This is a genomic window from Nocardiopsis sp. iso_40 (genome assembly GCF_056173285.1).
Genome location: NZ_CM149666.1, coordinates 5,438,750 through 5,461,585, shown reverse-complemented (window position 1 = coordinate 5,461,585; position 22,836 = coordinate 5,438,750). Strand labels below are relative to the sequence as shown.

26 protein-coding genes are annotated in these 22,836 nt (G+C 72.1%); 23 read left to right on the top strand and 3 right to left on the bottom strand.

Features of this window, described 5'->3' with window-relative positions:
* Window positions 1–33 precede the first annotated feature (33 nt).
* Window positions 34–387, top strand: a complete 354-nt coding sequence (locus AC0VYD_RS23790) for a hypothetical protein (RefSeq protein WP_475477546.1) — start codon at window positions 34–36, stop codon at window positions 385–387.
* Window positions 388–468: 81 nt separating this feature from the next.
* Here AC0VYD_RS23790 and AC0VYD_RS23785 read toward each other — a convergent pair whose 3' ends face one another.
* Window positions 469–624, bottom strand: a complete 156-nt coding sequence (locus tag AC0VYD_RS23785; protein ID WP_475477545.1) for a hypothetical protein — start codon at window positions 622–624, stop codon at window positions 469–471.
* A gap of 118 nt (window positions 625–742) precedes the next feature.
* On the opposite strand from AC0VYD_RS23785, the gene AC0VYD_RS23780 reads away from it, so the two are divergent.
* The gene (locus tag AC0VYD_RS23780; RefSeq protein WP_475477544.1) at window positions 743–988 is read left to right on the top strand and encodes a hypothetical protein; all 246 of its coding nucleotides are present in this window, start codon (window positions 743–745) and stop codon (window positions 986–988) included.
* Window positions 989–1,061: 73 nt separating this feature from the next.
* Window positions 1,062–1,451: a hypothetical protein gene (locus AC0VYD_RS23775; RefSeq protein WP_475480358.1), complete on the top strand. Its 390-nt coding sequence runs from the start codon at window positions 1,062–1,064 to the stop codon at window positions 1,449–1,451.
* A gap of 25 nt (window positions 1,452–1,476) precedes the next feature.
* Here AC0VYD_RS23775 and AC0VYD_RS23770 read toward each other — a convergent pair whose 3' ends face one another.
* The gene (locus AC0VYD_RS23770) at window positions 1,477–2,037 is read right to left on the bottom strand and encodes a hypothetical protein (RefSeq protein WP_475477543.1); all 561 of its coding nucleotides are present in this window, start codon (window positions 2,035–2,037) and stop codon (window positions 1,477–1,479) included.
* A 551-nt stretch (window positions 2,038–2,588) separates the two neighbouring features.
* On the opposite strand from AC0VYD_RS23770, the gene AC0VYD_RS23765 reads away from it, so the two are divergent.
* Window positions 2,589–2,879, top strand: coding sequence for a hypothetical protein (locus tag AC0VYD_RS23765; protein ID WP_475477542.1), 291 nt, complete (start codon window positions 2,589–2,591; stop codon window positions 2,877–2,879).
* A 175-nt stretch (window positions 2,880–3,054) separates the two neighbouring features.
* On the top strand, window positions 3,055–3,642 hold the full coding sequence (locus AC0VYD_RS23760) for an RNA polymerase sigma factor (protein WP_475477541.1): 588 nt from the start codon (window positions 3,055–3,057) through the stop codon (window positions 3,640–3,642).
* A gap of 138 nt (window positions 3,643–3,780) precedes the next feature.
* Here AC0VYD_RS23760 and AC0VYD_RS23755 read toward each other — a convergent pair whose 3' ends face one another.
* On the bottom strand, window positions 3,781–4,305 hold the full coding sequence (locus AC0VYD_RS23755) for an inorganic diphosphatase (protein WP_191267028.1): 525 nt from the start codon (window positions 4,303–4,305) through the stop codon (window positions 3,781–3,783).
* 76 nt (window positions 4,306–4,381) lie between these two features.
* Here AC0VYD_RS23755 and dacB point away from each other — a divergent pair, with 76 nt between their 5' ends.
* The 18 genes from dacB (at window position 4,382) to AC0VYD_RS23665 (ending at window position 22,785) form a co-directional block, all read left to right on the top strand.
* Window positions 4,382–5,737: a D-alanyl-D-alanine carboxypeptidase/D-alanyl-D-alanine endopeptidase gene (gene dacB, locus AC0VYD_RS23750; RefSeq protein ID WP_475477540.1), complete on the top strand. Its 1,356-nt coding sequence runs from the start codon at window positions 4,382–4,384 to the stop codon at window positions 5,735–5,737.
* Window positions 5,738–6,159: 422 nt separating this feature from the next.
* Entirely contained in the window at window positions 6,160–7,239 is a 1,080-nt protein-coding gene (locus AC0VYD_RS23745) for a zinc-dependent metalloprotease (RefSeq protein WP_475480357.1), read from the top strand.
* Window positions 7,236–8,219, top strand: a complete 984-nt coding sequence (gene tilS, locus AC0VYD_RS23740) for a tRNA lysidine(34) synthetase TilS (RefSeq protein WP_475477539.1) — start codon at window positions 7,236–7,238, stop codon at window positions 8,217–8,219. The genes AC0VYD_RS23745 and tilS overlap by 4 nt, the downstream gene beginning before the upstream one ends.
* Before the next feature lie 92 nt (window positions 8,220–8,311).
* Window positions 8,312–8,866: a hypoxanthine phosphoribosyltransferase gene (gene hpt / locus AC0VYD_RS23735; protein ID WP_191267020.1), complete on the top strand. Its 555-nt coding sequence runs from the start codon at window positions 8,312–8,314 to the stop codon at window positions 8,864–8,866.
* Window positions 8,867–9,118: 252 nt separating this feature from the next.
* Window positions 9,119–11,122 carry an ATP-dependent zinc metalloprotease FtsH gene (gene ftsH / locus AC0VYD_RS23730; protein ID WP_475477538.1) on the top strand — a complete coding sequence of 668 codons (2,004 nt, stop codon included), beginning with the start codon at window positions 9,119–9,121 and terminating at the stop codon, window positions 11,120–11,122.
* Window positions 11,119–11,712: a GTP cyclohydrolase I FolE gene (folE, locus tag AC0VYD_RS23725; protein WP_473037904.1), complete on the top strand. Its 594-nt coding sequence runs from the start codon at window positions 11,119–11,121 to the stop codon at window positions 11,710–11,712. Before ftsH ends, folE begins: the two co-directional genes overlap by 4 nt.
* Before the next feature lie 126 nt (window positions 11,713–11,838).
* Window positions 11,839–12,741 carry a dihydropteroate synthase gene (folP, locus tag AC0VYD_RS23720; protein ID WP_475477537.1) on the top strand — a complete coding sequence of 301 codons (903 nt, stop codon included), beginning with the start codon at window positions 11,839–11,841 and terminating at the stop codon, window positions 12,739–12,741.
* Complete coding sequence (locus AC0VYD_RS23715) at window positions 12,738–13,184, top strand: nuclear transport factor 2 family protein (RefSeq protein ID WP_475477536.1); 447 nt, start codon at window positions 12,738–12,740, stop codon at window positions 13,182–13,184. The genes folP and AC0VYD_RS23715 overlap by 4 nt, the downstream gene beginning before the upstream one ends.
* The gene (gene folB / locus AC0VYD_RS23710) at window positions 13,184–13,555 is read left to right on the top strand and encodes a dihydroneopterin aldolase (protein WP_475477535.1); all 372 of its coding nucleotides are present in this window, start codon (window positions 13,184–13,186) and stop codon (window positions 13,553–13,555) included. Before AC0VYD_RS23715 ends, folB begins: the two co-directional genes overlap by 1 nt.
* Entirely contained in the window at window positions 13,552–14,091 is a 540-nt protein-coding gene (gene folK / locus AC0VYD_RS23705) for a 2-amino-4-hydroxy-6-hydroxymethyldihydropteridine diphosphokinase (RefSeq protein ID WP_473041118.1), read from the top strand. The genes folB and folK overlap by 4 nt, the downstream gene beginning before the upstream one ends.
* Window positions 14,081–14,569, top strand: a complete 489-nt coding sequence (locus AC0VYD_RS23700) for a DUF3180 domain-containing protein (protein ID WP_475477534.1) — start codon at window positions 14,081–14,083, stop codon at window positions 14,567–14,569. The genes folK and AC0VYD_RS23700 overlap by 11 nt, the downstream gene beginning before the upstream one ends.
* A 250-nt stretch (window positions 14,570–14,819) precedes the next feature.
* Window positions 14,820–15,266: a PH domain-containing protein gene (locus AC0VYD_RS23695; RefSeq protein ID WP_475480356.1), complete on the top strand. Its 447-nt coding sequence runs from the start codon at window positions 14,820–14,822 to the stop codon at window positions 15,264–15,266.
* Entirely contained in the window at window positions 15,267–16,745 is a 1,479-nt protein-coding gene (locus AC0VYD_RS23690) for a PH domain-containing protein (RefSeq protein ID WP_475477533.1), read from the top strand.
* 245 nt (window positions 16,746–16,990) lie between these two features.
* Window positions 16,991–17,233: a chaplin family protein gene (locus AC0VYD_RS23685; protein WP_191267004.1), complete on the top strand. Its 243-nt coding sequence runs from the start codon at window positions 16,991–16,993 to the stop codon at window positions 17,231–17,233.
* A gap of 407 nt (window positions 17,234–17,640) precedes the next feature.
* Window positions 17,641–17,886, top strand: a complete 246-nt coding sequence (locus AC0VYD_RS23680; RefSeq protein WP_473037913.1) for a hypothetical protein — start codon at window positions 17,641–17,643, stop codon at window positions 17,884–17,886.
* Between the two features lie 331 nt (window positions 17,887–18,217).
* Window positions 18,218–19,102 carry a Rossmann-like and DUF2520 domain-containing protein gene (locus AC0VYD_RS23675; protein ID WP_475477532.1) on the top strand — a complete coding sequence of 295 codons (885 nt, stop codon included), beginning with the start codon at window positions 18,218–18,220 and terminating at the stop codon, window positions 19,100–19,102.
* A gap of 148 nt (window positions 19,103–19,250) precedes the next feature.
* Window positions 19,251–20,126, top strand: a complete 876-nt coding sequence (gene panC, locus AC0VYD_RS23670) for a pantoate--beta-alanine ligase (RefSeq protein ID WP_475477531.1) — start codon at window positions 19,251–19,253, stop codon at window positions 20,124–20,126.
* 55 nt (window positions 20,127–20,181) lie between these two features.
* On the top strand, window positions 20,182–22,785 hold the full coding sequence (locus tag AC0VYD_RS23665; protein ID WP_475477530.1) for an L-aspartate oxidase: 2,604 nt from the start codon (window positions 20,182–20,184) through the stop codon (window positions 22,783–22,785).
* Window positions 22,786–22,836 lie beyond the last annotated feature (51 nt).

Here is a 22,836-nt window from a genome sequence, read left to right as displayed (position 1 = left end):
CTGCCGTGTCCGAAGTGTGGGTAGGTGGGCGTTATGAGTCTGATGTTCATGCTGTTTGCGCTGATGGGCGCCGTGATTGTTCTCGGGGGCGGTTCCTACGCCCTGCGCCGCGTCCTCGCCCACATGGAGGAGCGTGTTCCGGTGGCGGAACCGGAACCGCCCCCCGAGCCGGTGACCGGCCCCCACGTGGGCGGCTACGTCCCCGCTCCACGGGATCCCGACGAGATCCCGGAGGAACTGCGCGCGCGGGTGCGCAACCTGCTCGCGCTGGGGCGGGACGACGAGGCGGTCGGGTTGGTCCGCGCCCGCCTGGACCGCGACGAGGAGCGTGCGCGCAGGGCTGTTCGGCGCCTGGGCGGCGGGGGCCGCCCGGCCCTGGATCCCTGAGCCGGAGCAGCCCCGGAGCCGGGCCGTCCGGAGTGCGGAACGGGTGACCGGCCGACGCCCGGGCCGGTCACCGGAGCGGGGTCACAGGCGTTGGCGGTTCTGCAGCCAGCCCCACACCGCGGTCGCGACGAACAGGATGCCGCCGATGACCGCGAGCCAGAACAGCCCCTTGATCACGATGCCGAGAATGGCGAGGATCAGCCAGATCGCGAGCAGGACGAGAATGAGGTAGACCATGGGCGCTCCTGCGTGGTCGGCGTGCTGCGGTCCGATGGTGACCTACCCCGCCGCCACCTGCTCGAAGCGGACCGGGACGGGTGTGTGCAGGTGCCGACTTCTGGGGTAAGGGAGGGGCATGAGTCTGGAAGAGGCATCACGACAGCTGGAAGCCGCCATCCACGATGCGCGGGTCTCGTTCGACTGCATCCTGCTGGAGGAGCTGGACCGGGCGCACACCAACGCGATCACCGCCCGGGCCGCCGTGGACGCGGCCGAACAGGCCCTGAGGGTGGAACTGGAGAAGAGGGCGGCAGAGGAAGCCGACACGGCCGATCCGGTCGAGGGGTCCGACGTCTCCGCCGAGTCCGACAGGCCCGGTTGACCGGACGTCCCCGCACGACCGGAGGGCTCCGCGGCCCGGCACTCGGTATCGAACATGCTTTCGAATGGCGGGTATGCTGTGGGGCATGCCCGATCAGCCCCTGACGTCGGACTGGCCCGCGAGCGTGCACCCGCCCGGGTCGGACTCCTTCGAACAGACGGCCCTGGACTGGCTGTTCGACCAGGTGCCGGCCGACTACCGCCTGCACGGGGTTCTGCGGCGCCACCCCGTGGCCCTCTCCCGGCTGGCCCGCCAGTACGTCCTCGCCGCGCTGGAGGCGGCCCGGGAGGGGTACCGCACGGCCCGCGTGGACCTACGCGAGCATCTGCCACCGCACGCCCTCGACCAGGTCATGAACGCCTACCTCGCCGAGGGGCGGCGCACCGCCGGGGTCCTGCGCTCCGTCGAGGCCGTGGACGGCGCGCTGCGCGCGTCGGCACCGGAACGGTCGGACCATGAGTGAGCGGTCGGCGCGGTGCGCCCCTGGGTCAGGCGGTCACCCGGACCAGGACGGCGACCTCGTCGCCGGTGTTGACCAGGTGGTGGTGGCCCCGGTCGGGGGCGCCGACGCCGCCCATCACGCGGGTCCGTCCCACGGCCAGCTCGGCGGCCGAGCGCATCTGGCCGTCGGGGCCGGAAGTGATCAGGTGCGCCTTTCCGCTGACCAGGTGCAGGACCTCCATGGTGTGCGGGCGGCCGGAGCGCTGCGTCGGGCCGGGCACGAAGCTGTTCGGCTCCAGAGCCACGGTGGTCACCCGGAAACGGCCGCTGGCGTGTCGTCGGGCGCTGCGGGGAGCGGCCTGCCAGCGCCCGCGCCGGGTCGGCCACAGGGTCGGTCGGCGCAGGGCGGAGGCGGCTCCGCGTGCGGCGGCGACCAGTTGTCCGGTGGTGGGCAGCCGGAGGCCGCCCAGGTGGGCGTAGCCGGAGGGGCGTCCGGCGTCGACCACGTCACCGATCCCGTCGAGGGAGACGGCCGTGGCGCGGGGACGGGGGGTGCGTTCGGCCGAGTCAGGGCGAACGGCGGTCACGGCGGAGGCCTGCTGGGGCATCGTGAGAAGATCCTTCACGTGTGCGCGGCCGGGGCTGGTGCCGGGGGCCGCGAGGATGTCGTCAGGGAACCCCGGGGGCGCCGGGGCGGCAGGGCCAGTCGCTCCGAACGAGCGTTCGGAGGGGAGAATCACCCTGGTGGAGGCCGCGTGCGGACCCCTCACACCGGACGGTGGAGGCCGCTCACGGACAGGTCGTGCGGGGTCGGTCGACGAAGACCCCTCGGCTACGACTCAGTGACGACAACACGGACACGCCGCACGGGCCAGGTGGCAGGAGACCCCGGGGGTCGTACGAGCCGTGGCGTCGGTGCGGGTGTGCGGATACATGGAGGTAAGGAGACCAGCAAAGCCGGTGGTGAGTCAAGCGAACGCCGGGAATCGTGCGTGTCGTACCGCTCACCCGCCCGTCCGGAACGTGTTGCGGGCGGCGTCCGGTGGTGGTGACATGTGGAGCCCGAGAACACGGCGTGTCCGCCGGACCGGGCCCCACCCCCCAGTACAGCCGTAGTGACAGGAGTGGCCGTGCAGCCGTCCGTCCCCAGAGGGCAGCCTTGACCCCGGAGGCCCAGGGCCTGTGGGCACGTGTGCTGGTGCGTGCCCTCGTCGTGGCCACCGCCGGCGTGATGGCGCTCGGCTTCCTGGGGCCCGAGGCGGCGCTGCTGGTGGCCTTCCTGACCGTGCTCACCTACGTGCTCCTGTGGGCGCGTTCCAGGTACGCACGGTCCCTGTTCCCCGAACCGGGCCGGGGCGCCGACGGAGAGGGGTCCGAGGAGCCGCCCGGGGGACCGAAACCCCCGCAGGGCCCGCCCCGGTCGCCGCACCCCCGGCGCCCGCCGGACTGAACCGGCCGTCGCACCGAACCCGCCCACCGGGCCGCACCGTTCGTCGGACCCGACCGGGCCCCGGCGGGCCCGACGCCCCCGTGCCGCAGACACCTCCCGAGCCACTCCGGGTGAACGGTGCGTCTTTCGACAAACCGGAGAGCACCGTCCCGTCCGCGGCGTAGATTCTAGGGCTATGACGGACCAGGATCTTCTACACGCCCTGCGCTCCGGCCAGACCCCGTCGGCAGACGCCTACGTGCGGCTCCTCGACGCCTACGGAGAGGAGCTGTACCGGCGTTGCATCCTGGTTCTCCGCGACAGGGACGCCGCGCACGTCGTCCTCAGGGACACCCTGATCGCCGCCCACGCGCACATCCGGCGGCTGCCGGACGCCGACCGGCTGGGGGAGTGGCTGCACGCGTTGGCCGAAGCGGAGTGCGCACGACACCGGGCGCGCATGCCCCCCGCGGACGACGCGCCCGACCTCGCGCTGCCGGAGCGGACGGACCTGGTCCGGATACGGGTGCTGAAGGCGATGTGCGGCCCCGAACTGGACGGCTACCGCACGCACGTGGCGGCACGGGCCGACCGCTTCGGCCGCGACGGCTTCCCGCTGCCCCCCGACACCCCGCACGTCTCACGCGGACTGCTGGCCGCGCTGCCCGTCGCCCTCGCCGTGCTGTGCGCGATCCTGGTGCTCGCGCTGGCCGGGTACGCGCTGGCCAGGGACTCCGGGCGGGAACTGGGGGCGGGGGTCTCCCGGAGCGCCGGAGCCCCGTGATCCCGGGCCCGTCCGCAGGGCCCCGGAGGCGGCGGGGGCGCTCCGGGCGTCGCCCCGGGCCTCGCGGGCACGGCGAAGGCCCGGCGGGAAACCCCTGCCGGGCCCTACGAGACACCGAGACGAGTGTGGTGCTGCCGGTTACTTGCCCTCGCTGGTGATGTGCGATGCGTCACCGTGAGTGCCGGCCTCTTCGGCGCGCTTCACCGAGGCGATGATCTCCTGCTCGGCGTCGTGGCGGCCGGCCCAGCTGGCGCCCTCCACGGACTTGCCGGGCTCAAGGTCCTTGTACACGGTGAAGAAGTGCTCGATCTCGAGGCGCTCGAACTCGTTGACGTGGTGAATGTCACGCAGGTGCTCCTGGCGCGGGTCCGTCGCCGGAACGCACAGCAGCTTGTCGTCGCCGCCCGCCTCGTCACGCATGCGGAACATGCCGATGGCACGCGCCCGGATCAGGCAGCCCGGGAAGGTCGGGGCCTTGAGCAGGACGAGAGCGTCCAGGGGGTCGCCGTCCTCGCCGAGCGTCCCCTCGACGAAACCGTAGTCGGCGGGGTAGGTCGTGGAGGTGAACAGCATGCGGTCGAGACGGATACGACCTGTCTCGTGGTCCACCTCGTACTTGTTGCGCTCCCCCTTGGGGATCTCGATCGTAACGTCGAATTCCATGCTGATCTCGGCTCCCAATGCGACTAATGTCGCCGTATAACTACAACGTCAGGCCGCGACACCGAAGGAAGGGCAGGTGCCCCGGGTGCGACGGGTACGAGGCGAGGCGTTCCTCGCGCTGGCCCTGCTCAACATATTCGTGCTGATCACTGGGTTCGTCGCCCTGGACGTGATCGAGGCACGGCCGCTTCCGGCGGTGCCCAACCCCGTCACGCACGCCGACGGCGTGGCGGCGGTTGCACCCGCGGCCCCGACCCCGGCGGACCCGGATCGGATCGCGGACGTTCTTGATGATCCCATGTCGGCTTCCGGGCTCGGGGACGGCCTCTCCGGTTACGTGATTGACGGCGCAACAGGACAGACGCTCTTCGAGCGGGACGCGGACGCCCCGGTGACCCCGGCGTCGACCACGAAGATCGCCACGGCCGTCACCGTCCTGGACGCCGTCGGCCCCGACCACGTGCTGCGGACCGAGGTCTACTTCGACCCGGCGCAGAACCGCGTGGTGCTACGCGGCGAGGGCGACGTGACGCTGACCGCGACCGCCGACTCCGCAGCTTACCCGCAGGTAGCCACCCTGGAGGAGCTCGCCGAGGACACCGCCTCCGCCCTCGCCGACCCGGGCCTGGACACCGTCTCCGTCGGGTACGACGACTCGCACTTCACCGGGCCGGACACCGCGCCCGGCTGGAAACCCAACTACGTCACCGAAGGCAGCACCGCCACCATCCACGCGCTGATGATCGACAGCGGCCGGGTGGACCCGGACGTGTCCACCCGCTCACCGAACCCGCCCCTCGCCGCCGCGGAGGCCTTCGCCGACCAACTGGAGAAGGCCGGGCTGACCGTCGAGGGCACCCCGACCGAGGAGGAGGCCGCAGGCGACCCGGTCGCGGCCGTCGACTCCATGCCGATGCACGCCCTGGTCGAGCACATGATGCTGGCCAGCGACAACAACATGGCCGAGTCCCTCGGCCGGGTCGCCGCACTCGAACTGGGGGAGGAGCCCGACGCCTCCGGGGCCGCGGCCGCCACCCACCGGACGATGGACTCCCTGGGCATCGACGGGGTCAGCCTGTCCGACAACAGCGGCCTGAGCACCGAGAACCGCATCACACCCCGCGCCCTCGTCGAACTGGTCACCACGGCCGCCGAGCAGCCGCGGCTCAACGCGACCATCACGGGCCTGCCCACCGCCCACTCCACCGGAACCCTCGCCGGGCGCTACTCCGAGTACTCCAGCTCCAGCCCCGCAGCAGGGCTGGTCCGCGGCAAGACCGGAACCCTGAACGGAGTGAGCACCCTGGCCGGGACCATCCACGACCAGGAGGGCAACGTGTTCGTGTTCGCCCTGATGGCCAACAGCCCGGGCGCCTCCGGGCCCCAACTGGACACCCTGGCGGCCGCGCTCAGCCAGTGCGGGTGTTCTTAGTGCTTGTTTTGGTCCTCCGCTTCGCTTCGGCCCGTGTTCCTGCTTGCTTGGGTCCTCCGCTTCGCTTCGGACCGTGTTCGGGCGCCTGAGGGGAGTGTTCGGGTTGTAGCAGGCACAGCATCCTCGTCCGCGCCTGGCTCGTTCCTCGCTGGCGGCTTGACTCGTCTTGCAGAACACTCCCGCGCCCGAACGAAAGAACACCCCCTGGGGCGAAGGTAAGCGGGCAGGGGTACCCCCTGGGGCTGAGGTGAGTGGAAGGGTGTTTCTCCCGTGGCTGAGCCGGGAGGGACCCTACGGCTGAGGTGAGCGGGTTTCGGGTCCGGGGCCTCGGCCGTTCTCGGGGTTAACCCCGGACCTGCCCTGAAATAGAGCCCTGATCCCCGTGCCGCCGGGCTTGGCGTGGGTAGGCTGGCCGTGTGACTGTGATCGACTGGGACGTAGCCGTCAACACCGGTGTCCGCCTCGTGCGCCCTGGGCCGCAGGTGGACCTGTCCGACGCGCGGCAGGCCGTGGCGCAGTTGCGCGAGCTCTCCACCGTGGCGGCCGGGCATGTGCGCGAATTCACCGGAATGAACCCCCTCGAACCCTCCGGGCCGGCGGTCGTCGTCGACCGCCCGGGCTGGATTCGAGCCAACGTCGACGGGTTTCGGGTGGTGCTCGAACCCGTGCTCCAACAGATGGGCGCCGAACGGCTGAACAACAGCCCGGCCGGGAACCTGACCAGCGCGGTCGGTTCGCGGATCACCGGGGTGCAGCTCGGGGCGGTCCTGTCCTACCTGGCCGGGCGGGTCCTCGGCCAGTACGAACTCTTCCTGCCGCCGGACCCGGACGGCAGCTCGCCGACCGGGCGCCTGACCCTGGTGGCCCCCAACATCGTCAACACCGAACGTGAGCTGGACGTCGACTCCCGTGACTTCCGCCTGTGGGTCTGCCTGCACGAGGAGACCCACCGGATGCAGTTCACGGCCACGCCGTGGCTGCGGGCGTACGTCCAGGAGCTCATGCAGGAACTCCTGCTCTCCACGGAGATGGACGCCTCGGACCTGATCGACCGCCTCCGGCAGGCGGGCGAGGCCGTGGCCGACGCGGTGCGGGGCGGCGAGGGCAATCTCATCACCGCCTTCCAGAGCCCCGAGCAGAAGGCGCTCATGGACCGGGTCACCGCGGTCATGAGCCTGGCCGAGGGGCACGGCGACTACGTGATGGACGCCGTCGGTCCGGAGGTCGTGCCCTCGGTCGAGACCATCCGGAAGCGCTTCCAGAAGCGGCGCCAGACCCTCAACCCCATCGACCGGATCATGCGCCAGCTCCTGGGCATGGACCTCAAGATGAAGCAGTACGAGGAGGGTGCCGCCTTCGTGCGGCAGGTCGTCGCCCAGGTGGGGATGGCCGAGTTCAACAAGGTGTGGACCTCGCCCGAGACGCTGCCCACGCTTGAGGAGATCCGCAACCCCTCGACGTGGATCGAGCGGATCGTGCGCCCCGCCGCCATCACCGAGTGAGCGGGCCGCCCCCCGCCGTGGCCGCCGTCCGCTCGGCGGTCCGGCGGGTGCTGTCCGACCTGCCCGACGGGACCACCGCCCTGGTGGCGTGCAGCGGCGGTGCCGACTCCCTGGCCCTGGCCGGTGCCGTGGCCTTCGAGGCCCCCCGGTCGGGGGTGGCCGCGGGGGCGGTCACCGTCGACCACGGCCTCCAGGAGGGTTCGGCCGAACGCGCCGAGGCCGTGGCGGACGTCCTGCGCAAACTCGGTCTGGACCCCGTCCGGACCGCCGCGGTGCGGGTCCGGGGCAGCGGCGGGCCCGAGGCCGCGGCACGGCGCGCCCGCTACGGGGCGCTCGGGGAGGCGGCCGCCGCACACGCACCCGCGGTGGTCCTGCTCGGCCACACCCTCGACGACCAGGCGGAGACGGTCCTGCTCGGGCTGGCCCGGGGCTCGGGCGCCCGCTCCCTGGCCGGGATGGCCCCGCGCACCGGCCGCTACCTGCGCCCCCTGCTGGACCTGGACCGTGCCACGGTCCGTGCGGCCTGCTCCCTGATGGGGCTCAGCCCCTGGGAGGACCCGCACAACCACGACCCGCGCTTCGCCCGCTCCCGGGTGCGCCACGAGGCGCTGCCCGCGCTGGAGAAGGCACTGGGCCCCGGGATCGCCGCCGCCCTGGCCAGGACCGCGGGCATGCTGCGCGCGGACGCCGACACCCTGGACGCGCTCGCCGCGGACCTGTACGGGCGGGCCCTGGCGGGCGGGGAGGGCGAGGACCTGGCCGTGGAACCGCTGGAGCGAGCCGAACCCTCCCTGCGCTCCCGGGTGCTGCACCGTGCCGCGCTCCGGGCGGGCTGCCCGGCCAGCGCGTTGAACGCACGTCACGTACGTGAGTTGGATCGCCTGGTCACCGAGTGGCGGGGGCAGGCCCACATCGACCTGCCCGGCGGGATCCGGGGCCGCCGGGCCGCCGGACGGATCCTCTTCGAACGCCGAACCTGAGCCTCCGGTCCAGGTGTCGGGCACCATGGCCTCGTTCGACACGTTTATCCTGGTTGCCGCAAACGGGGAAACCAGCAGCGAGGACAGTGAGCGTGGACGCTAAGGACATGGGTCAGGACCTGGAGAAGGTCCTGGTCACCGAGGAAGAGATCAAGGCGCGCCTGGCCGAGCTGGGAGCGCGGATCGACGCGGACTACGCGGGCAGGGACCTGCTGATCGTCGGGGTGCTCAAGGGCGCGGTCATGGTCATGGCCGACCTCGCACGGGCGCTGCACAGCCCCGTCGCCATGGACTGGATGGCCGTCTCCTCCTACGGGGCGGGAACCACCTCGTCGGGCGTGGTGCGCATCCTCAAGGACCTGGAGACCGACATCAAGGACCGCGACGTCCTGATCGTCGAGGACGTCATCGACTCCGGGCTGACCCTCTCCTGGCTGGTCGGCAACCTGAAGTCGCGCGGCCCGAAGTCCGTGGAGATCTGCACCATGGTCCGCAAACCGCTGGCCTTCGACGTCGACCTCGACGTCAAGTACATCGGCTTCGACCTGCCCAACGAGTTCATCATCGGCTACGGGCTCGACTACGCCGAGAAGTACCGCAACCTGCCGTTCATCGGCACGCTCGCCCCGCACGTCTACGAGGAGTAGCGTCACGGCCGCCGTGCGGGTCCCTGCGGCCCGTACGGCGCCGACCGGGAACAACCGGACGGGTCGCAGTCGTTGCCCCCATGACGGCCCCGTGTCCGGCCCGAGCGGTGTGCCCGCTCCGCGCGGCGAGGTGTACCGTCGAATATCCCGGCGTCATCGCAGGGAGCACGTGTCCGATAGGTCCTGCTTCGGAAAGTCCTCTGGGGCGGGCGGCCTGGTCAGGAGGGACGGACCCGACAGGGTTCCGCTCACATGAATCTGAAGCGTTTTTTCCGCGGCCCGTGGATCTGGATCCTGGTCGTCGCCCTCATGCTCGTCATCGGCTTCCGCGTGTTCGACGTAGGGGCCGGACCGGAGCCCGAGGAAACCGACATCTCGACCGTCTACCAGCTGATCGAACAGGATCAGGTGGACAACGCCGAGATCATCGACCGGGACCAGCGCATCCAGCTGACCACGGTCGACGAGGACATCTACGAGGCCTACTGGGTCGAGGGGCAGGGCCTGGAGCTCGCCACCATGCTCCAGGAGTCCAGCCAGAACCCCGACGGGAACCTGGACTCCTACGAGGTCTCGGTCGCCACCACCCCGATCTGGACGACGGCCCTGTTCAGCCTCCTGCCGCTGATCATCATCATCGTCATCTTCTGGTTCATCTTCAGCCAGATGCAGGGCGGCGGCTCGCGGGTGATGCAGTTCGGCAAGTCCAAGGCCAAGCTCATCACCAAGGACACCCCGAAGAACACCTTCGACGACGTGGCCGGGGCGGACGAGGCCATCGAGGAACTCCACGAGATCAAGGAGTTCCTGCAGAGCCCGGAGAAGTTCCAGTCGATGGGGGCGAAGATCCCCAAGGGCGTCCTGCTGATGGGGCCGCCCGGAACAGGTAAGACCCTGCTGGCCCGCGCCGTCGCCGGCGAGGCCGAGGTCCCGTTCTACTCCATCTCCGGCTCGGACTTCGTCGAGATGTTCGTCGGTGTGGGCGCCTCCCGGGTGCGCGACCTGTTCGAGCAGGCCAAGGCGAACGCCCCGGCGATCATCTTCATCGACGAGATCGACGCCGTCGGCCGCCACCGCGGCGCCGGGATGGGCGGCGGCCACGACGAGCGCGAGCAGACCCTCAACCAGATGCTGGTCGAGATGGACGGCTTCGACGTCAAGGGCGGCGTCATCCTCATCGCCGCCACCAACCGCCCCGACATCCTCGACCCCGCGCTGCTGCGCCCCGGCCGCTTCGACCGGCAGGTCGTCGTGGACCGCCCCGACCTGGACGGCCGCCGCGACATCCTCGAGGTGCACGCCAAGGGCAAGCCCATGGCCGACGACGTCGACTTCGCGGTGATCGCCCGCCAGACCGCCGGGATGACCGGTGCGGACCTGGCCAACGTCATCAACGAGGGCGCGCTGCTGTCCGCGCGGGCGGACAACAAGGTCATCACCCACGCCATCCTGGAGGAGGCCATCGAACGCGTGATGGCCGGCCCCGAACGCAAGTCGCGGGTGATGTCTGACCGGGAGAAGAAGGTCATCGCCTACCACGAGGGCGGACACGCCCTCGTCGGCCACGCGCTGCCCAACGCGGACCCCGTGCACAAGATCACGATCCTGCCGCGCGGCCGGGCACTCGGCTACACCATGTCGGTGCCGACCGAGGACAAGTTCCTCACCTCGCGCTCGCAGATGATGGACCAGCTGGCCATGATGCTCGGCGGCCGCGCCTCCGAGGAGCTCGTCTTCCACGAGCCGACCACGGGCGCGGGCAACGACATCGACAAGGCCACCAACCTTGCCCGGAACATGGTCACCGAGTACGGCATGAGCGAGCGCCTGGGCGCCCGGAAGTTCGGTTCGGCCAACTCCGAGCCGTTCCTGGGCCGGGAGATGTCCCACGCACGCGAGTACTCCGAGGAGATCGCCTCCATCATCGACGAGGAGGTGCGCCGCCTCATCGAGTCCGCGCACGACGAGGCCTACGAGGTCCTCGTCGAGTACCGGGACGTGCTCGACGAGCTGGTCGTGCAGCTGCTGGAGAAGGAGACGCTCACCAAGACCCAGGTGCTGGAGATCTTCGCGCCGGTCCGCAAGCGCCCCTCCCGCGGGTCGTACACCGGATACGGCAAGCGCCAGCCCTCCGAGCGGCCCCCGGTCCGCTCCAAGAAGGAGCTCGCCATGCTCAACAGCGCCGAGGTCCAGGGCTCCGCCGCCAACGGCCAACTCCCGGGCAAGCCCGCCAGCACCGAAGGAGACCAGGCGTGAGCGAGGACCTGCCCGCCAGACCCGTGGACCGCGAGCGCATCGCCCGCGCCGTCCGGGAGATCCTCATCGCCATCGGGGAGGACCCCGACCGCGACGGACTGACCAAGACCCCCGAGCGGGTCGCCCGGGCCTACGAGGAGCAGTTCGCCGGACTCGGCCAGAAGCCCGGGGACGTCCTCACCACGGTCTTCGAGGCCGACCACGAGGAAATGGTCCTGGTCAAGGACATCGAGCTGTACTCGACCTGCGAACACCACCTCGTGCCGTTCTACGGGGTCGCGCACGTGGGCTACATCCCGGGGGCGCACGGCCGCATCACCGGGCTGAGCAAGCTCGCCCGGCTGGTCGACGTCTACGCCCGCCGCCCCCAGGTGCAGGAGCGTCTGACCGGTCAGGTCTCCGACGCGATCATGGAGCACCTCGACCCGCGCGGCGTGATCGTGGTCATCGAGGCCGAACACCTGTGCATGACCATGCGCGGGGTGCGCAAGCCCGGGGCCAAGACGGTCACCTCCGCGGTGCGGGGCAGCTTCCGGAGCAGCGACCGCACCCGGGCCGAGGCCATGAGCCTCATCCTCGGCAGGAGCTGAACCGACCGCCGCCGAAGCCGTCGGCCCGGGCGTGTCAGACGGACACGCCCGGGTCCCCGCGACACCGGACGAGGGGTCGGGGGCCGTGTGCCCCCGGCCCCTCGGCGTGCGCGTAGGGTGATGCGCATGGCGCCGAAACACACACTTCCGGGGCTGCCCGACCGAGGGCGGTGCCTGGTCATGGGGGTCGTCAACGTCACCCCCGACTCCTTCTCCGACGGAGGGTCCTGGTTCGACCCCGAGCGCGCGGTCGAACACGGCCTGCGCCTCGTCGAGGAGGGCGCGGACATCGTCGACGTGGGCGGTGAGTCCACCCGCCCCGGCGCGCAGCGGGTCGAGGCCGCCGAGGAACTGCGCCGGGTCGAGCCGGTCGTGCGCGAACTCGCCTCGCGCGGGGTCGCGGTCAGTGTCGACACCATGCGCGCCGAAGTCGCCGCGCGGGCGGTCGACGCCGGCGCGGTACTGGTCAACGATGTCAGTGGTGGGCTGGCCGACCCGGAGATGGCCCGACTCGTCGCTTCTTCCGGTGTCGCCTACGTGTTGATGCACTGGCGCGGGCATAGTCATGACATGCAGAGCCGTGCCGTGTACACGGATGTTGTCCAGGAGGTCCTCGATGAGCTCCGCGACCGTATGGAGGCCATGATCAGTGCAGGTGTCGACCCCGGGCAGATCGTTCTGGACCCGGGGCTGGGATTCTCCAAGCGTCCCGAACAGGCGCACAACTGGGCGCTGCTCCAGCATCTCGACCGGTTCCACGAACTGGGCCGGCCCGTCCTGGTGGCGGGTTCGCGCAAACGCTTCCTCAGCCGCCTGCTCGGCGACGCCGAGGGCCGGGACCGGCCCTTCGTCGATTGCGACGCGGCCACCGCGGCCGTGACCGCGCTGTCCGCGCACCGGGGCGCCTGGGCGGTACGGGTACACGACGTCCGGCCCAACGCCGACGCGGTACGGGTGGCGGCCGCCTGGGCCGACGGCGGCGCCAGCCTCGACCAAGGCCGTGACCAGAGCATCGGGAGTGGCCTGTGAAGTCGCGCCAGGAAGTCATGGAGCGCGTCGGCGAGGCCAACGCGCAGTTCTACAGTGCGATCGAGAACGGTGACATCGACCTGATGCGCACCGTCTGGGCCGAGGAACACGAGGCCCCCGACCTGGTGTGCGTCAACCCCGGGTGGCCGCTGCTGCGCGGCCGCACCGAGATCATGCGCGCCTGGTCGCTGATCATGGCCAACGTCACCTACATCCAGTACGTGCTCACCGAGACCCACATCGGGGTCGGCGGCGACATCGCCATGGTGACCTGTGAGGAGAACGTGCTGACCGCCGAGGACGGCAGCCCCGGGTTCGTGGCCGGCGGCCAGGTGGTGACCACCAACCTGTTCGTCGACACCGACCAGGGTTGGCGGCTGTGGTCGCACCACGCCTCCCCGGTGCTGATGGAGGACGACGAGGAGACGGAGGCGGAGGGCTGATGCGGGACCGCATCGAACTCCGCGGCCTGCGCGCCCGGGGCCACCACGGTGTGTTCGACTTCGAGCGCCGCGAAGGCCAGGACTTCGTGGTCGACGCCGTGCTGTACCTGGACACCGGGCCCGCCGCGGCCAGCGACGACGTCGGCGACACCGTGCACTACGGCCTGCTCGCCGACCGCCTGGTCCGGGTGGTGATGGGGGAGCCCGTCAACCTGATCGAGACCCTGGCCGAGCGCCTGGCCGCCGAGTGCACGGCCGAGCCCCTGGTCGAGGGGGTGGAACTGACGGTGCACAAGCCGTCGGCCCCCATCGAACACGAGTTCTCGGACGTGTCCGTCACCGTGACCCGGGGGAGGCGGGGCCAGTGGTGACGCGCGCGGTGCTCTCCCTGGGATCCAACCTCGGAGACCGGATGGCGACCCTGCAGGGCGCCGTGGACCTGCTGTCGGCCGGACCGGGCGTCACACCGGCGGCGGTCTCACCCGTCTACGAGACCGCTCCGGTGGGCGGGCCCGAACAGGGCGCCTTCCTCAACGCGGTCCTGGTCGTCGACACCGAGGGCCACCCGAAGGAACTGTTGGACCTGGCCCAGGCCGCGGAACGCGCCTTCGAACGGGTCCGCGAGGTCCGGTGGGGACCGCGAACCCTGGACGTGGACGTGATCGCCTTCGGTGACCTGACCGACGAGGACCCGGTCCTGACCCTGCCGCACCCGCGCGCCCACCTGCGCGCGTTCGTGCTGCGCCCCTGGTTGGACACGGACCCCGCGGCGGTCCTGCCCGGCCGGGCCCCGGTCGCCGCGCTGCTGGCCGGGGTCGAGGCAGCGGACACCGGCGGTGAACAGGAACTGGTGCGCCGGGACGACCTGCGACTGCGGCTGCCCGGGGAGGCGGACGGTGTCCGATGACGGCAGGGGCACGCTCACCCCCACCGGGTGGCGTGTCCCGTCCCTGCTGGCGGCCCTCGGAGCCCTGGCCGGGCTGCTGGTCGCCAACTCCGTGACGGGTCTTCCGCTCCTGCCGTGGTCGGCGATTCCCACGCTGCTGCTGCTGGCCTTCGCGGAGGCCTTCACGGCCGGACGCACCGCGCGCCGGATCCGCCGGGCGCCGGGAACGGAACCGATGGAACCGCTCAGCGCCGCCCGGCTGCTGGCCCTGGCCAAGGCGAGCGCGCTGTTCTCCGCACTGGCGGCGGGGTTCTTCGCGGGGATGGCGCTGTCCGTGTCCGACCGGCTGGAGCTGGCCAGCCACCGCGAGGTGTTCCTGACCGCGCTGGGTACGGCGGCCTCCGCGGCTCTGCTGCTGGCCGCGGCCCTGTACCTGGAAAACGCCTGCCGGGTGCCCGAGGACGACGGCGACGACGATGACACGCCCGGAGCGAGGTAGGAGTGCCTGCTCGGGGCGGTTCCCGCCGCCTGTCCTCGCTGCCGGTCCCGGGGGCCTTCCGCCGCCGCAGGGGCGGCGCGGTCCTTTCCCGGCTCCGGCCGAGCCGTTCCGGACGGGGCTTGCCCGCTGATGGTTGACTGAGGTCGTGGACACCAGTGAACCGACACCACCGCCCGCGACGGGAGCCTCCCGGCCGCCCCGCGCCGTGGACACGGCCTTCGCCGCGCCCGAGGGCACACCCTGGCGGCGGATACCCAAGGCGCTGGCCTGGTACCGCCGACTGGTGACCGGAGCGGTCTGCCTTGCCGTCGGCGCCGGGGGCGCGCTGTCGCTCCTCCTGTGGGACATCCCGCTTCTGGCGGGGGTCTGGGCGGGGGCGGCGCTGGCGGCCGCCGTCGTCCTGTGGTTCCTGGCCGGCGGCTTCCAGCGCTCCTGGGGGTACGCCGAGGCGCCCGCCGAGCTGTACCTCACCTACGGGGTGCTGGTCCGCCAGCTCGTGGTCGTCCCCTACGGCCGGATGCAGGTCGTGGACGTCACCGCCGACCTGCTCGAACAGGCGCTGGGTATCGCGACGGTGCGTGTGCGCACCGCCGCGAGCACCGCGGACACGCGGGTGGTGGGCCTCCCGCTCGCCGATGCCGTCCAGTTGCGCGACCGGCTCGCGGCGCGCAGCGAGAGCTTCTCAACGGGGTTGTAAGTGCACGGACAGCCGCAGCAGCCCGGGCCGCCACCGCCGCCCGGCTGGAGCCCCGCGTTCCTGCCGCCGCAGCAGGTCCGGGGCGCGCCGCCCCCTCCGCCGCCGCCCCGGCCGCGGTCGGAGGACGACGTCACCACCGGGGTCTTCCGCGCGCACTGGCTGCTCGTCCCGTTCCAGGTCCTCGCTGTCACCCTGGTGTTCGTCGCGCTGATCGGGCCGATCCTGACCCAGTTCGGTTTCGCCTGGGTCCTGGTGCTGGCCGTGGCCGTGGTGTTCGGCTCCCTCGCCTATGCCCTGCCCGCCTGGTGGTACGGCTCCTTCGGGTTGCGCGAGGACCATCTGGTCGTGCACGGCGGGCTGATCAGGCGCAGTTCCAGGGAGATCCCGCTGAGCCGCCTCCAGGCGGTGGACGTGGTCCAGCCCCTGCTGATGCAGGTGTTCGGGCTGGCGGAACTGCGGATCGAACTGGCGGGCGGCGACGGAAGCGCCATCCGGCTGCGCTGCCTGCGCCGGAAGCTGGCGGAGAGGCTGAGGGCGGCGGTGCTCGCGCACGCGGCCGGGTTGTCCGGACGGTCGCCCGAGGCACCGGAGTGGCCCTTCTACCGGCTCCCCTTCCTGCTGCTGCTCGGCGCGCTGACCTTCCGGGTGCCGGTGCTGTTGTCGTTCGTCCTGCTGCTCCTGCTGCTCACGGCGTTCGCGGTCTTCCTGGAACCCGGGGCGCTGGGTGGTGCCGTCCCGCTGGTCCTGGGGCTCCTGCGCTACTACTGGGGTCCGCTGGCCCGCTACACCGACTTCTACGCCTCGCTGTCCTCGGACGGTCTGCGGCTGCGCTACGGGATGTTCCAGCGCCGTATGCAGACCGTTCCGCCGGGACGGGTGCAGGCCGTGCGGGTGGTCGAGCCCCTGCTGTGGCGCGCCCTGGGCGTGGCCCGGGTGGAGGCCACGGTCGCCGGGTACGCGGGGGCCCGCCAGGGCGACTCGGCGGACCTGCTCCCGGTCGCGCCGCGCGGGAGGGCGTTCGCCCTGGTGAACGAGGTGTTCCCGGACAGTGATGCGGCGGTGGTGCCGCTGGTGGTCAACCGCGACCTGCTGGCGAACGCGGCGGGTGTGGACGAGCGGTTGTTCGTGAGCGTGCGCGGCCTGTTCTGCCGGGTGACGGAGATCGTCCCGGTGGAGAGGATGCAGACGCTGAGGCTGTCCTCGGGGCCGCTCGCTCAGCTGAGGGGGAGGGCCACCATCGACGTGGACACGCCCCCGGGGCCGGTCGCCGCCCGTGCCTGGGACCGGGAGGCGGGCGAGGCCCGCCGGTTCCTGGACGCCCTGGTGGAGCGTGCGAGGCGGGCGCGGGTGCCCTCCGCCGGCACGGAACGGTGGGCCACCCGGTCGACCATGCACGGGGAGCCCGCGCCGGGGCGGGACGGGGGAGGGGGACCGGAAAGCCCGACGATCGGTGCTCCGAAAGACACCCCCGGGACTTGACTGTGTCGTGTGTCACATTGTGGGGCTGAAGAGGTTCCGGTTGGTGGTTTCATGTCCGACATGTCTTCCCACTCATGGTGATACTTCCAGGTCAGGGCCGCGAAACACTTTCGTGTTTCGGCCACGGCGGGCGACCGAGTGTGGCTAAATAGTGGTTGAACACGTTGAGTGTTCACTGTCATACACATCGTCAACGTTATCGACCGGTTGGCGCCCCCGCCCGCCGGTCTGACGGGAGAAAACACATGCTGAAGAAGACTCTCGCCGCCACGGCCATCGCGGCTGCCGCTGGCAGCGTCCTGTTCGCCGGCGCTCCTGCCATGGCCAACAGCAACGTCTTCACCTCCGGCAATGGCAGCATCCTCGGCGGCAACCAGCTGGTCGCCGACCTGGACGTGCCGATCAACGTCTGCGGCAACGCCATCGCCGTCCTGGGCGTGGCCGGTGCCAACTGCACCGACTCCGACGCCACGGTGAAGAACTGGTAGCAGCCTGACTTCCCGGCCCGGCCGGGCGGGGGTGTCCGGCCGGGGAGCCCCGGTCGAACCGCCCGGACCGGGATCCGTGGGCTTTCCGTGTGGGGACGCCGCTCCGTGATGACGGGGCGGCGTCCTTGCGTGTGTCCGGAACTCCGTTTGGCGCCCGGCTGCAACCCCGGCCCGTGGTGACACTGCGTACACGGGGGCGCGGCGAAGTCCGGTTCTTTGCCCCGAACGATTCCGGAATGCATCAGCACCCAGGGTGAACATTGCTGGATTTTCTGTGATCAATCCAGCTCAGGGCATGTTCACGGAGCTTGTTCGCGGATAGCTTCTGTCTCGGTACCCCCCGGGTGCCACCGAAGAGACACCGCAAGTCCGGTCGGCCCCCGTCCGGACACAGAAGGAGACAAGTAGTGCTGAAGAAGACGCTCGCCGCCGGCGCCGTGGTCCTCGCCTCCGCCGGGGTCCTCCTCTCCGCCGCCCCGGCCGCGGCGCACGCCGGGGCCTGGACCTCGGGCCACGGCGGCTCCGACGTCAGCGGGAACATCGCCTACATCAACGGAGTGGACGCCGGCAACGAGGGCTGCGGCAACTCCAGCGCCGTCCTGGGCCAGTCCCTGGGCTCCTGCTACAACTCCGGGGTGATCATCCAGAACTGACCGGTACCGGCTCCCGGGTTCCGTTCCCCGAGGGCCGGCCGCCCGGCGGGGCAGTACCCCTTTCGCCCTCAGCCCCTGCCGGGCCCCGCGGGACGGGCACGGGGGTGGGCGAAGGCGCCCACCCCCGTTCGCGTGTCCGGGACCTGCCGCCACGCCGTTCCGGGCCCCTCCCCCCGGGGGAGGGCGGCAGGTCACCGGTCCGGGAGGGCTATCGTGTGCTGGGGCGTCTTCGGTGGGGTGGTACGCAGCAGGGCGTGCATCCGCCGGACACGGCCCGCAGACCACGGCGCGGGAGAAACGCACGCGCCGGGACCACGAGGGGACACGGAACATGGAGACGACAGAGGGGCGTCCCGCCCGCCTGCGTGTCGGCGTCATCGGGGCCGGCCGGGTCGGCTCCGTCCTCGGCGCCGCCCTTGCCCGGGCCGGGCACAAGGTCGTGGCGGCCTCGGCGGTTTCCGACGCTTCGGTGGCCCGGGTCACCGAACGCCTGACCGGAGCCCGGATCCTCGAACCGGCCCGGGTGGCCGAGGCCAGTGACCTCGTCCTGCTGACCGTGCCCGACGACGCCCTCCCCGACCTGGTGGAAGGGCTCGCCTCCACCGGCACCGACCTGCGGGGGAAGATCCTCGTCCACGCCAGCGGAGCCCACGGCTACGGGATCCTCGCCCCCGCGACCGTCGCCGGGGCCCTCCCCCTGGCGCTGCACCCGGCCATGACCTTCACCGGCCGGGACGAGGACCTCGACCGGCTCGCCAACTGCGCGTTCGGGGTGACCGCCCCGGAACAGCTCCGGCCCATCGCCGAGGCCCTCGTGGTCGAGATGGGTGCGGAACCGGTGTGGATCGCCGAGGACAAGCGCACCCTGTACCACGCGGCTCTCGCGGGCGGGGCGAACCACCTGGTCACCCTGGTCGCCGACAGCGCCTCCCTGCTCACCGCGGCCGGGGTGGCAGAGCCCGGCCGTATGCTCGCGCCCATGCTCGGCGCGGCCCTGGACAACGCCCTGCGCCTGGGCATCCACGGGCTCAGCGGCCCCGTCCTGCGCGGTGACGCCGGAACCGTGGCCGGGCACGTCGAGCAGCTGCGGGAGAACGCGCCCGAGAGCGTCGCCAGCTACGTCGAACTCGCGCGGCTCACCGCGGACCGCGCCATCAACGCCGGGATGCTCAAACCCGAGGACGCCGCACGCCTGCTCGACGTCCTCAGGCGCTGAACGGCCCGGACCACCCCTCCCGGCACACGGGGCGCCCCGGCCGCAGCGGCCGGTGACCGCGGCCACGGCGTCCACCGGGGCCGACACGGGTACCGGGCACGGCCCGGACACGATGCCGACCCGGCAGACCAGCAAGGAGAGTACGACCATGACCGAACCCGCTCCGCGCGAGACCGCCGCGGAACCCCTCGTCGTCCGCACCCCTGAGGAACTGCGCCGGGCCCTGGCCGGTACGGGACGCGTGGCACTGGTCCCCACCATGGGCGCCCTCCACGGGGGCCACCGCTCCCTCATGCGCCTGGCCCGGACCAGGGCCGAGACCGTGGTGGTGAGCATCTTCGTCAACCCGCTCCAGTTCGGCCCGGACGAGGACCTCGACCGCTACCCGCGCGACCTGCCCGGCGACACCCGGCTGTGCGCGGAGGAGGGCGCGGACGTCGTCTTCGCTCCGGAGACCGAGACCATGTACCCCCTCCCGCAGATGGTCACGGTGGACGCCGGCAGCATGGGGGAGCGCCTGGAGGGTGCCTCCCGGCCCGGTCACTTCACCGGGGTCCTCACCGTGGTCGCCAAGCTGTTCAACCTGGTCCGGCCCGACCTCGCCGTCTTCGGCGCCAAGGACGCCCAGCAGATCGCCCTGGTCCGCCGCATGGTCGCCGATCTCGACCTGCCCGTGGAGATCGTCGGCGCGCCCACCCTGCGCGACCCCGACGGTCTGGCCTCCTCCAGCCGCAACGTCTACCTCTCCGCACCGGAGCGCACCAGCGCTCTGGCGCTGTCCCGGGCACTGCGCGCCGGCGCCGAAGCCGCACCCGGAGGCGCTGAGGCCGTCCGCGCGGCGGCACTCGCGGTCCTGGCCGAGGCGGCCGAGGCCGTCCCGCCGGTCGGACTCGACTACCTGGCCCTGGTGGACCCGGCCACCTTCGCCGAGGCCGGAGCCGACCACCGGGGCGAGGCCGTCCTGGCCGTCGCCGCCCGGGTGGGCGCCACCCGGCTCATCGACAACGTGTCGGTGACCCTCTGACTCAGGCCGCTCCCGGCCAGCCGCCCTCCGGCGGCATCGCGGAAAGAGAGCCCAGATGAGTTCTGCCAGACAGACCCGGATCGAAGCCCCCGAGCCCGGGTGGACCGTGCACGCCGACGTCGCGGTGATCGGTTCGGGCATCGCGGGCCTGAGCACCGCACTGCGCTACGTCCAGCGCACCGGGGCGGGCCGGGTCGTCCTCGTCACCAAGGACCGCCTCTCCACCGGCTCCACGGCCTACGCCCAGGGCGGCATCGCGGCGGCGATGGCGCCCGAGGACGGGCCCGTGGCCCACATGGTCGACACCCTGTTGGCAGGGGCGGGGCTCTGCGACCCCCACGCGGTCAACGTCCTCGCCACGGACGGCCCCGACGCGCTGCGCTGGCTCATCAACCTGGGCGCCGAGTTCGACCGCGACGACGACGGCGGGCTCTCCCTGACCAGGGAGGGCGGCCACCGCGCCGACCGGGTGGCCCACGCGGGCGGCGACGCCACCGGCGCCGAGATCCAGCGGGCCCTGGTCCAGGCGGTCCTGTCCCAGGAACGGATCGAGGTCGTCGAGCACGCCGTCGCCCTGGACACCCTGCGCGAGGGGGACGACGGCGCGGTGCGGGGGGTCACCCTGCACGTCATGGGGGAGGGGGAGCGCGACGGCGTCGGCGCGGTCGTGACCCCCGCCGTCGTGCTGGCCACCGGTGGCATGGGCCAGGTCTTCGCCGCCACCACCAACCCGCCGGTGTCCACCGGTGACGGCCTGGCCCTGGCCGCCCGGGCCGGGGCGCGCCTGCGCGACCTGGAGTTCATCCAGTTCCATCCGACGGTCCTCTGGCTCGGCCCGCAGGCGCGCGGACGCCAACCCCTCGTCTCGGAGGCCCTGCGCGGGGAGGGCGCCTACCTCGTCGACGCCGGGGGCCGCCGGATCATGGAGGGGGTGCACGAGCTCGGTGACCTCGCCCCCCGCGACGTGGTCGCCCGCACCATCGCCCGGACCATGGCCGCCCAGGGCACCGACCACGTGTACCTGGAGACCCGCCACTTCGGCCGGGCCACCTGGGAACGCCGGTTCCCGACCATTCTGGCCTCCTGCCGCTCCCACGGCATCGACCCGCTCACCGAGGCCCTTCCGGTCGCCCCCGCCGCCCACTACGCCTCGGGCGGTGTGGAGGTCGACATCGACGGGCGCACCGGGGTCCCCGGCCTGTGGGCGGTGGGAGAGGTCGCCCGGACCGGCGTGCACGGCGCCAACCGCCTCGCCTCGAACTCCCTGCTGGAGGGCCTGGTCTTCGCCGACCGGATCGCCGCCGGTCTCGCGCGGGCGGCCGAGCGGGCACCGGAGCGGGCACCGGGCGGGTCACCTGCCCCGGGCGCGACCGTCCCGCTGGTGGATCCGGCCACCACGGCCACGGTCCGTGCCCTGATGTCCCGCGACGCCGGGGTCCTGCGCACCGGGGAGGGCCTGGCCGGACTCGCCGCCCGGCTCGACTCGCTGGCCTCGCCCGCCGAACACGTCGCACCCGACGTGGCCGCCTGGGAGGCCACCAACCTGCTCACCGTGGCCCGCCTCGTGGCCGCCGCCGCACTGCACCGCACCGAGAGCCGAGGTGCGCACCAGCGCGCCGACACACCCGAACCCCGGCCCGAGCTGCGTCTGCGGCCCGTGGTCGTCCGACTGGAAGGGGACACGATCGTGGCCACAGACGAGACCCGGCAGCCCGACCTCCCGCCCGCCCTCGCGGCCGAGCTCGACGCCATCGCCTTCCCCCTCGCAGGACCGGACCCCGCACCCGAGTCCCGCGCCGAGTTCACCCTCCCCTGGACCGTGCCGCACCAGTCGCACGCGGACACCGTCCGCCGGGCCCTCGCCGAGGACCTCACCGCCGGGCCCCGTATCGACGTCACCACCGTGGCGACCATCCCCGAGGACCAGGTCCGCACCGCCCACGTGGTCGCCCGCGCCGACGGCACCGTCAGCGGCCTCCCCCTCGCCGAACTCGTCTTCTGGCTGGTCGCGGAGGGGGCGCTGGAGGTTTCCCGGCAGGCGGGGGACGGCGACTCCGTCAAGCGCGGCGACGTGCTCATGACCGTGACCGCCCGCACCCGGGACCTGCTCACCGCCGAGCGCACCGCGCTGAACCTGCTCACCCACATGTCGGGGATCGCCACCGCCACCCGCATCTGGGTGGACGCCGTGGCCGGGACCGGCGCCCGCATCCGGGACAGCCGCAAGACCACACCCGGCCTGCGCGCCCTCGACAAGTACGCGGTGCGCTGCGGCGGCGGGGTCAACCACCGGTACGGGCTCAGTGACGCCGGGCTGGTCAAGGACAACCACGTGGTCGCCGCCGGCGGGGTGGGCGAGGCGGTCCGAGCCGTCCGCGAGCGCTTCCCGGACCTGCCTCTGGAGGTCGAGGTGGACCGGATCGACCAGATCGAGGACGCGCTGGCCGCCGGGGCCGAGGAGATCCTGCTCGACAACTTCACCGTGGAGCGGCTCGCGGAGGCGGTGGCCCTGGTCGACGGCCGGGCCCGCCTGGAGTCCAGCGGCGGCCTCACCCTCGACGCGGCCTCGGACGTGGCCCGTACCGGGGTCGACTACCTGGCGGTCGGGGCCCTCACCCACTCGAGTCCCGCGCTCGATATCGCGCTCGACCTGTTGTGAGGGACCCGTTTGGTGGAAGATTCCTTTGGTACACACCAATTCGACCAGTGA

Excerpts from the sequence above, each read along its gene's own strand:
- AC0VYD_RS23785 (WP_475477545.1), bottom strand. The coding sequence starts at position 624 with ATGGTCTACCTCATTCTCGTCCTGCTCGCGATCTGGCTGATCCTCGCC.
- AC0VYD_RS23675 (WP_475477532.1), top strand. The coding sequence starts at position 18,218 with ATGGAGACGACAGAGGGGCGTCCCGCCCGCCTGCGTGTCGGCGTCATC.
- AC0VYD_RS23665 (WP_475477530.1), top strand. The coding sequence starts at position 20,182 with ATGAGTTCTGCCAGACAGACCCGGATCGAAGCCCCCGAGCCCGGGTGG.
- AC0VYD_RS23755 (WP_191267028.1), bottom strand. The coding sequence starts at position 4,305 with ATGGAATTCGACGTTACGATCGAGATCCCCAAGGGGGAGCGCAACAAG.
- folB (WP_475477535.1), top strand. The coding sequence starts at position 13,184 with ATGCGGGACCGCATCGAACTCCGCGGCCTGCGCGCCCGGGGCCACCAC.
- AC0VYD_RS23760 (WP_475477541.1), top strand. The coding sequence starts at position 3,055 with ATGACGGACCAGGATCTTCTACACGCCCTGCGCTCCGGCCAGACCCCG.
- folP (WP_475477537.1), top strand. The coding sequence starts at position 11,839 with ATGGCGCCGAAACACACACTTCCGGGGCTGCCCGACCGAGGGCGGTGC.
- AC0VYD_RS23775 (WP_475480358.1), top strand. The coding sequence starts at position 1,062 with ATGCTGTGGGGCATGCCCGATCAGCCCCTGACGTCGGACTGGCCCGCG.
- ftsH (WP_475477538.1), top strand. The coding sequence starts at position 9,119 with ATGAATCTGAAGCGTTTTTTCCGCGGCCCGTGGATCTGGATCCTGGTC.
- panC (WP_475477531.1), top strand. The coding sequence starts at position 19,251 with ATGACCGAACCCGCTCCGCGCGAGACCGCCGCGGAACCCCTCGTCGTC.
- AC0VYD_RS23790 (WP_475477546.1), top strand. The coding sequence starts at position 34 with ATGAGTCTGATGTTCATGCTGTTTGCGCTGATGGGCGCCGTGATTGTT.
- AC0VYD_RS23685 (WP_191267004.1), top strand. The coding sequence starts at position 16,991 with ATGCTGAAGAAGACTCTCGCCGCCACGGCCATCGCGGCTGCCGCTGGC.
- AC0VYD_RS23780 (WP_475477544.1), top strand. The coding sequence starts at position 743 with ATGAGTCTGGAAGAGGCATCACGACAGCTGGAAGCCGCCATCCACGAT.
- AC0VYD_RS23770 (WP_475477543.1), bottom strand. The coding sequence starts at position 2,037 with ATGCCCCAGCAGGCCTCCGCCGTGACCGCCGTTCGCCCTGACTCGGCC.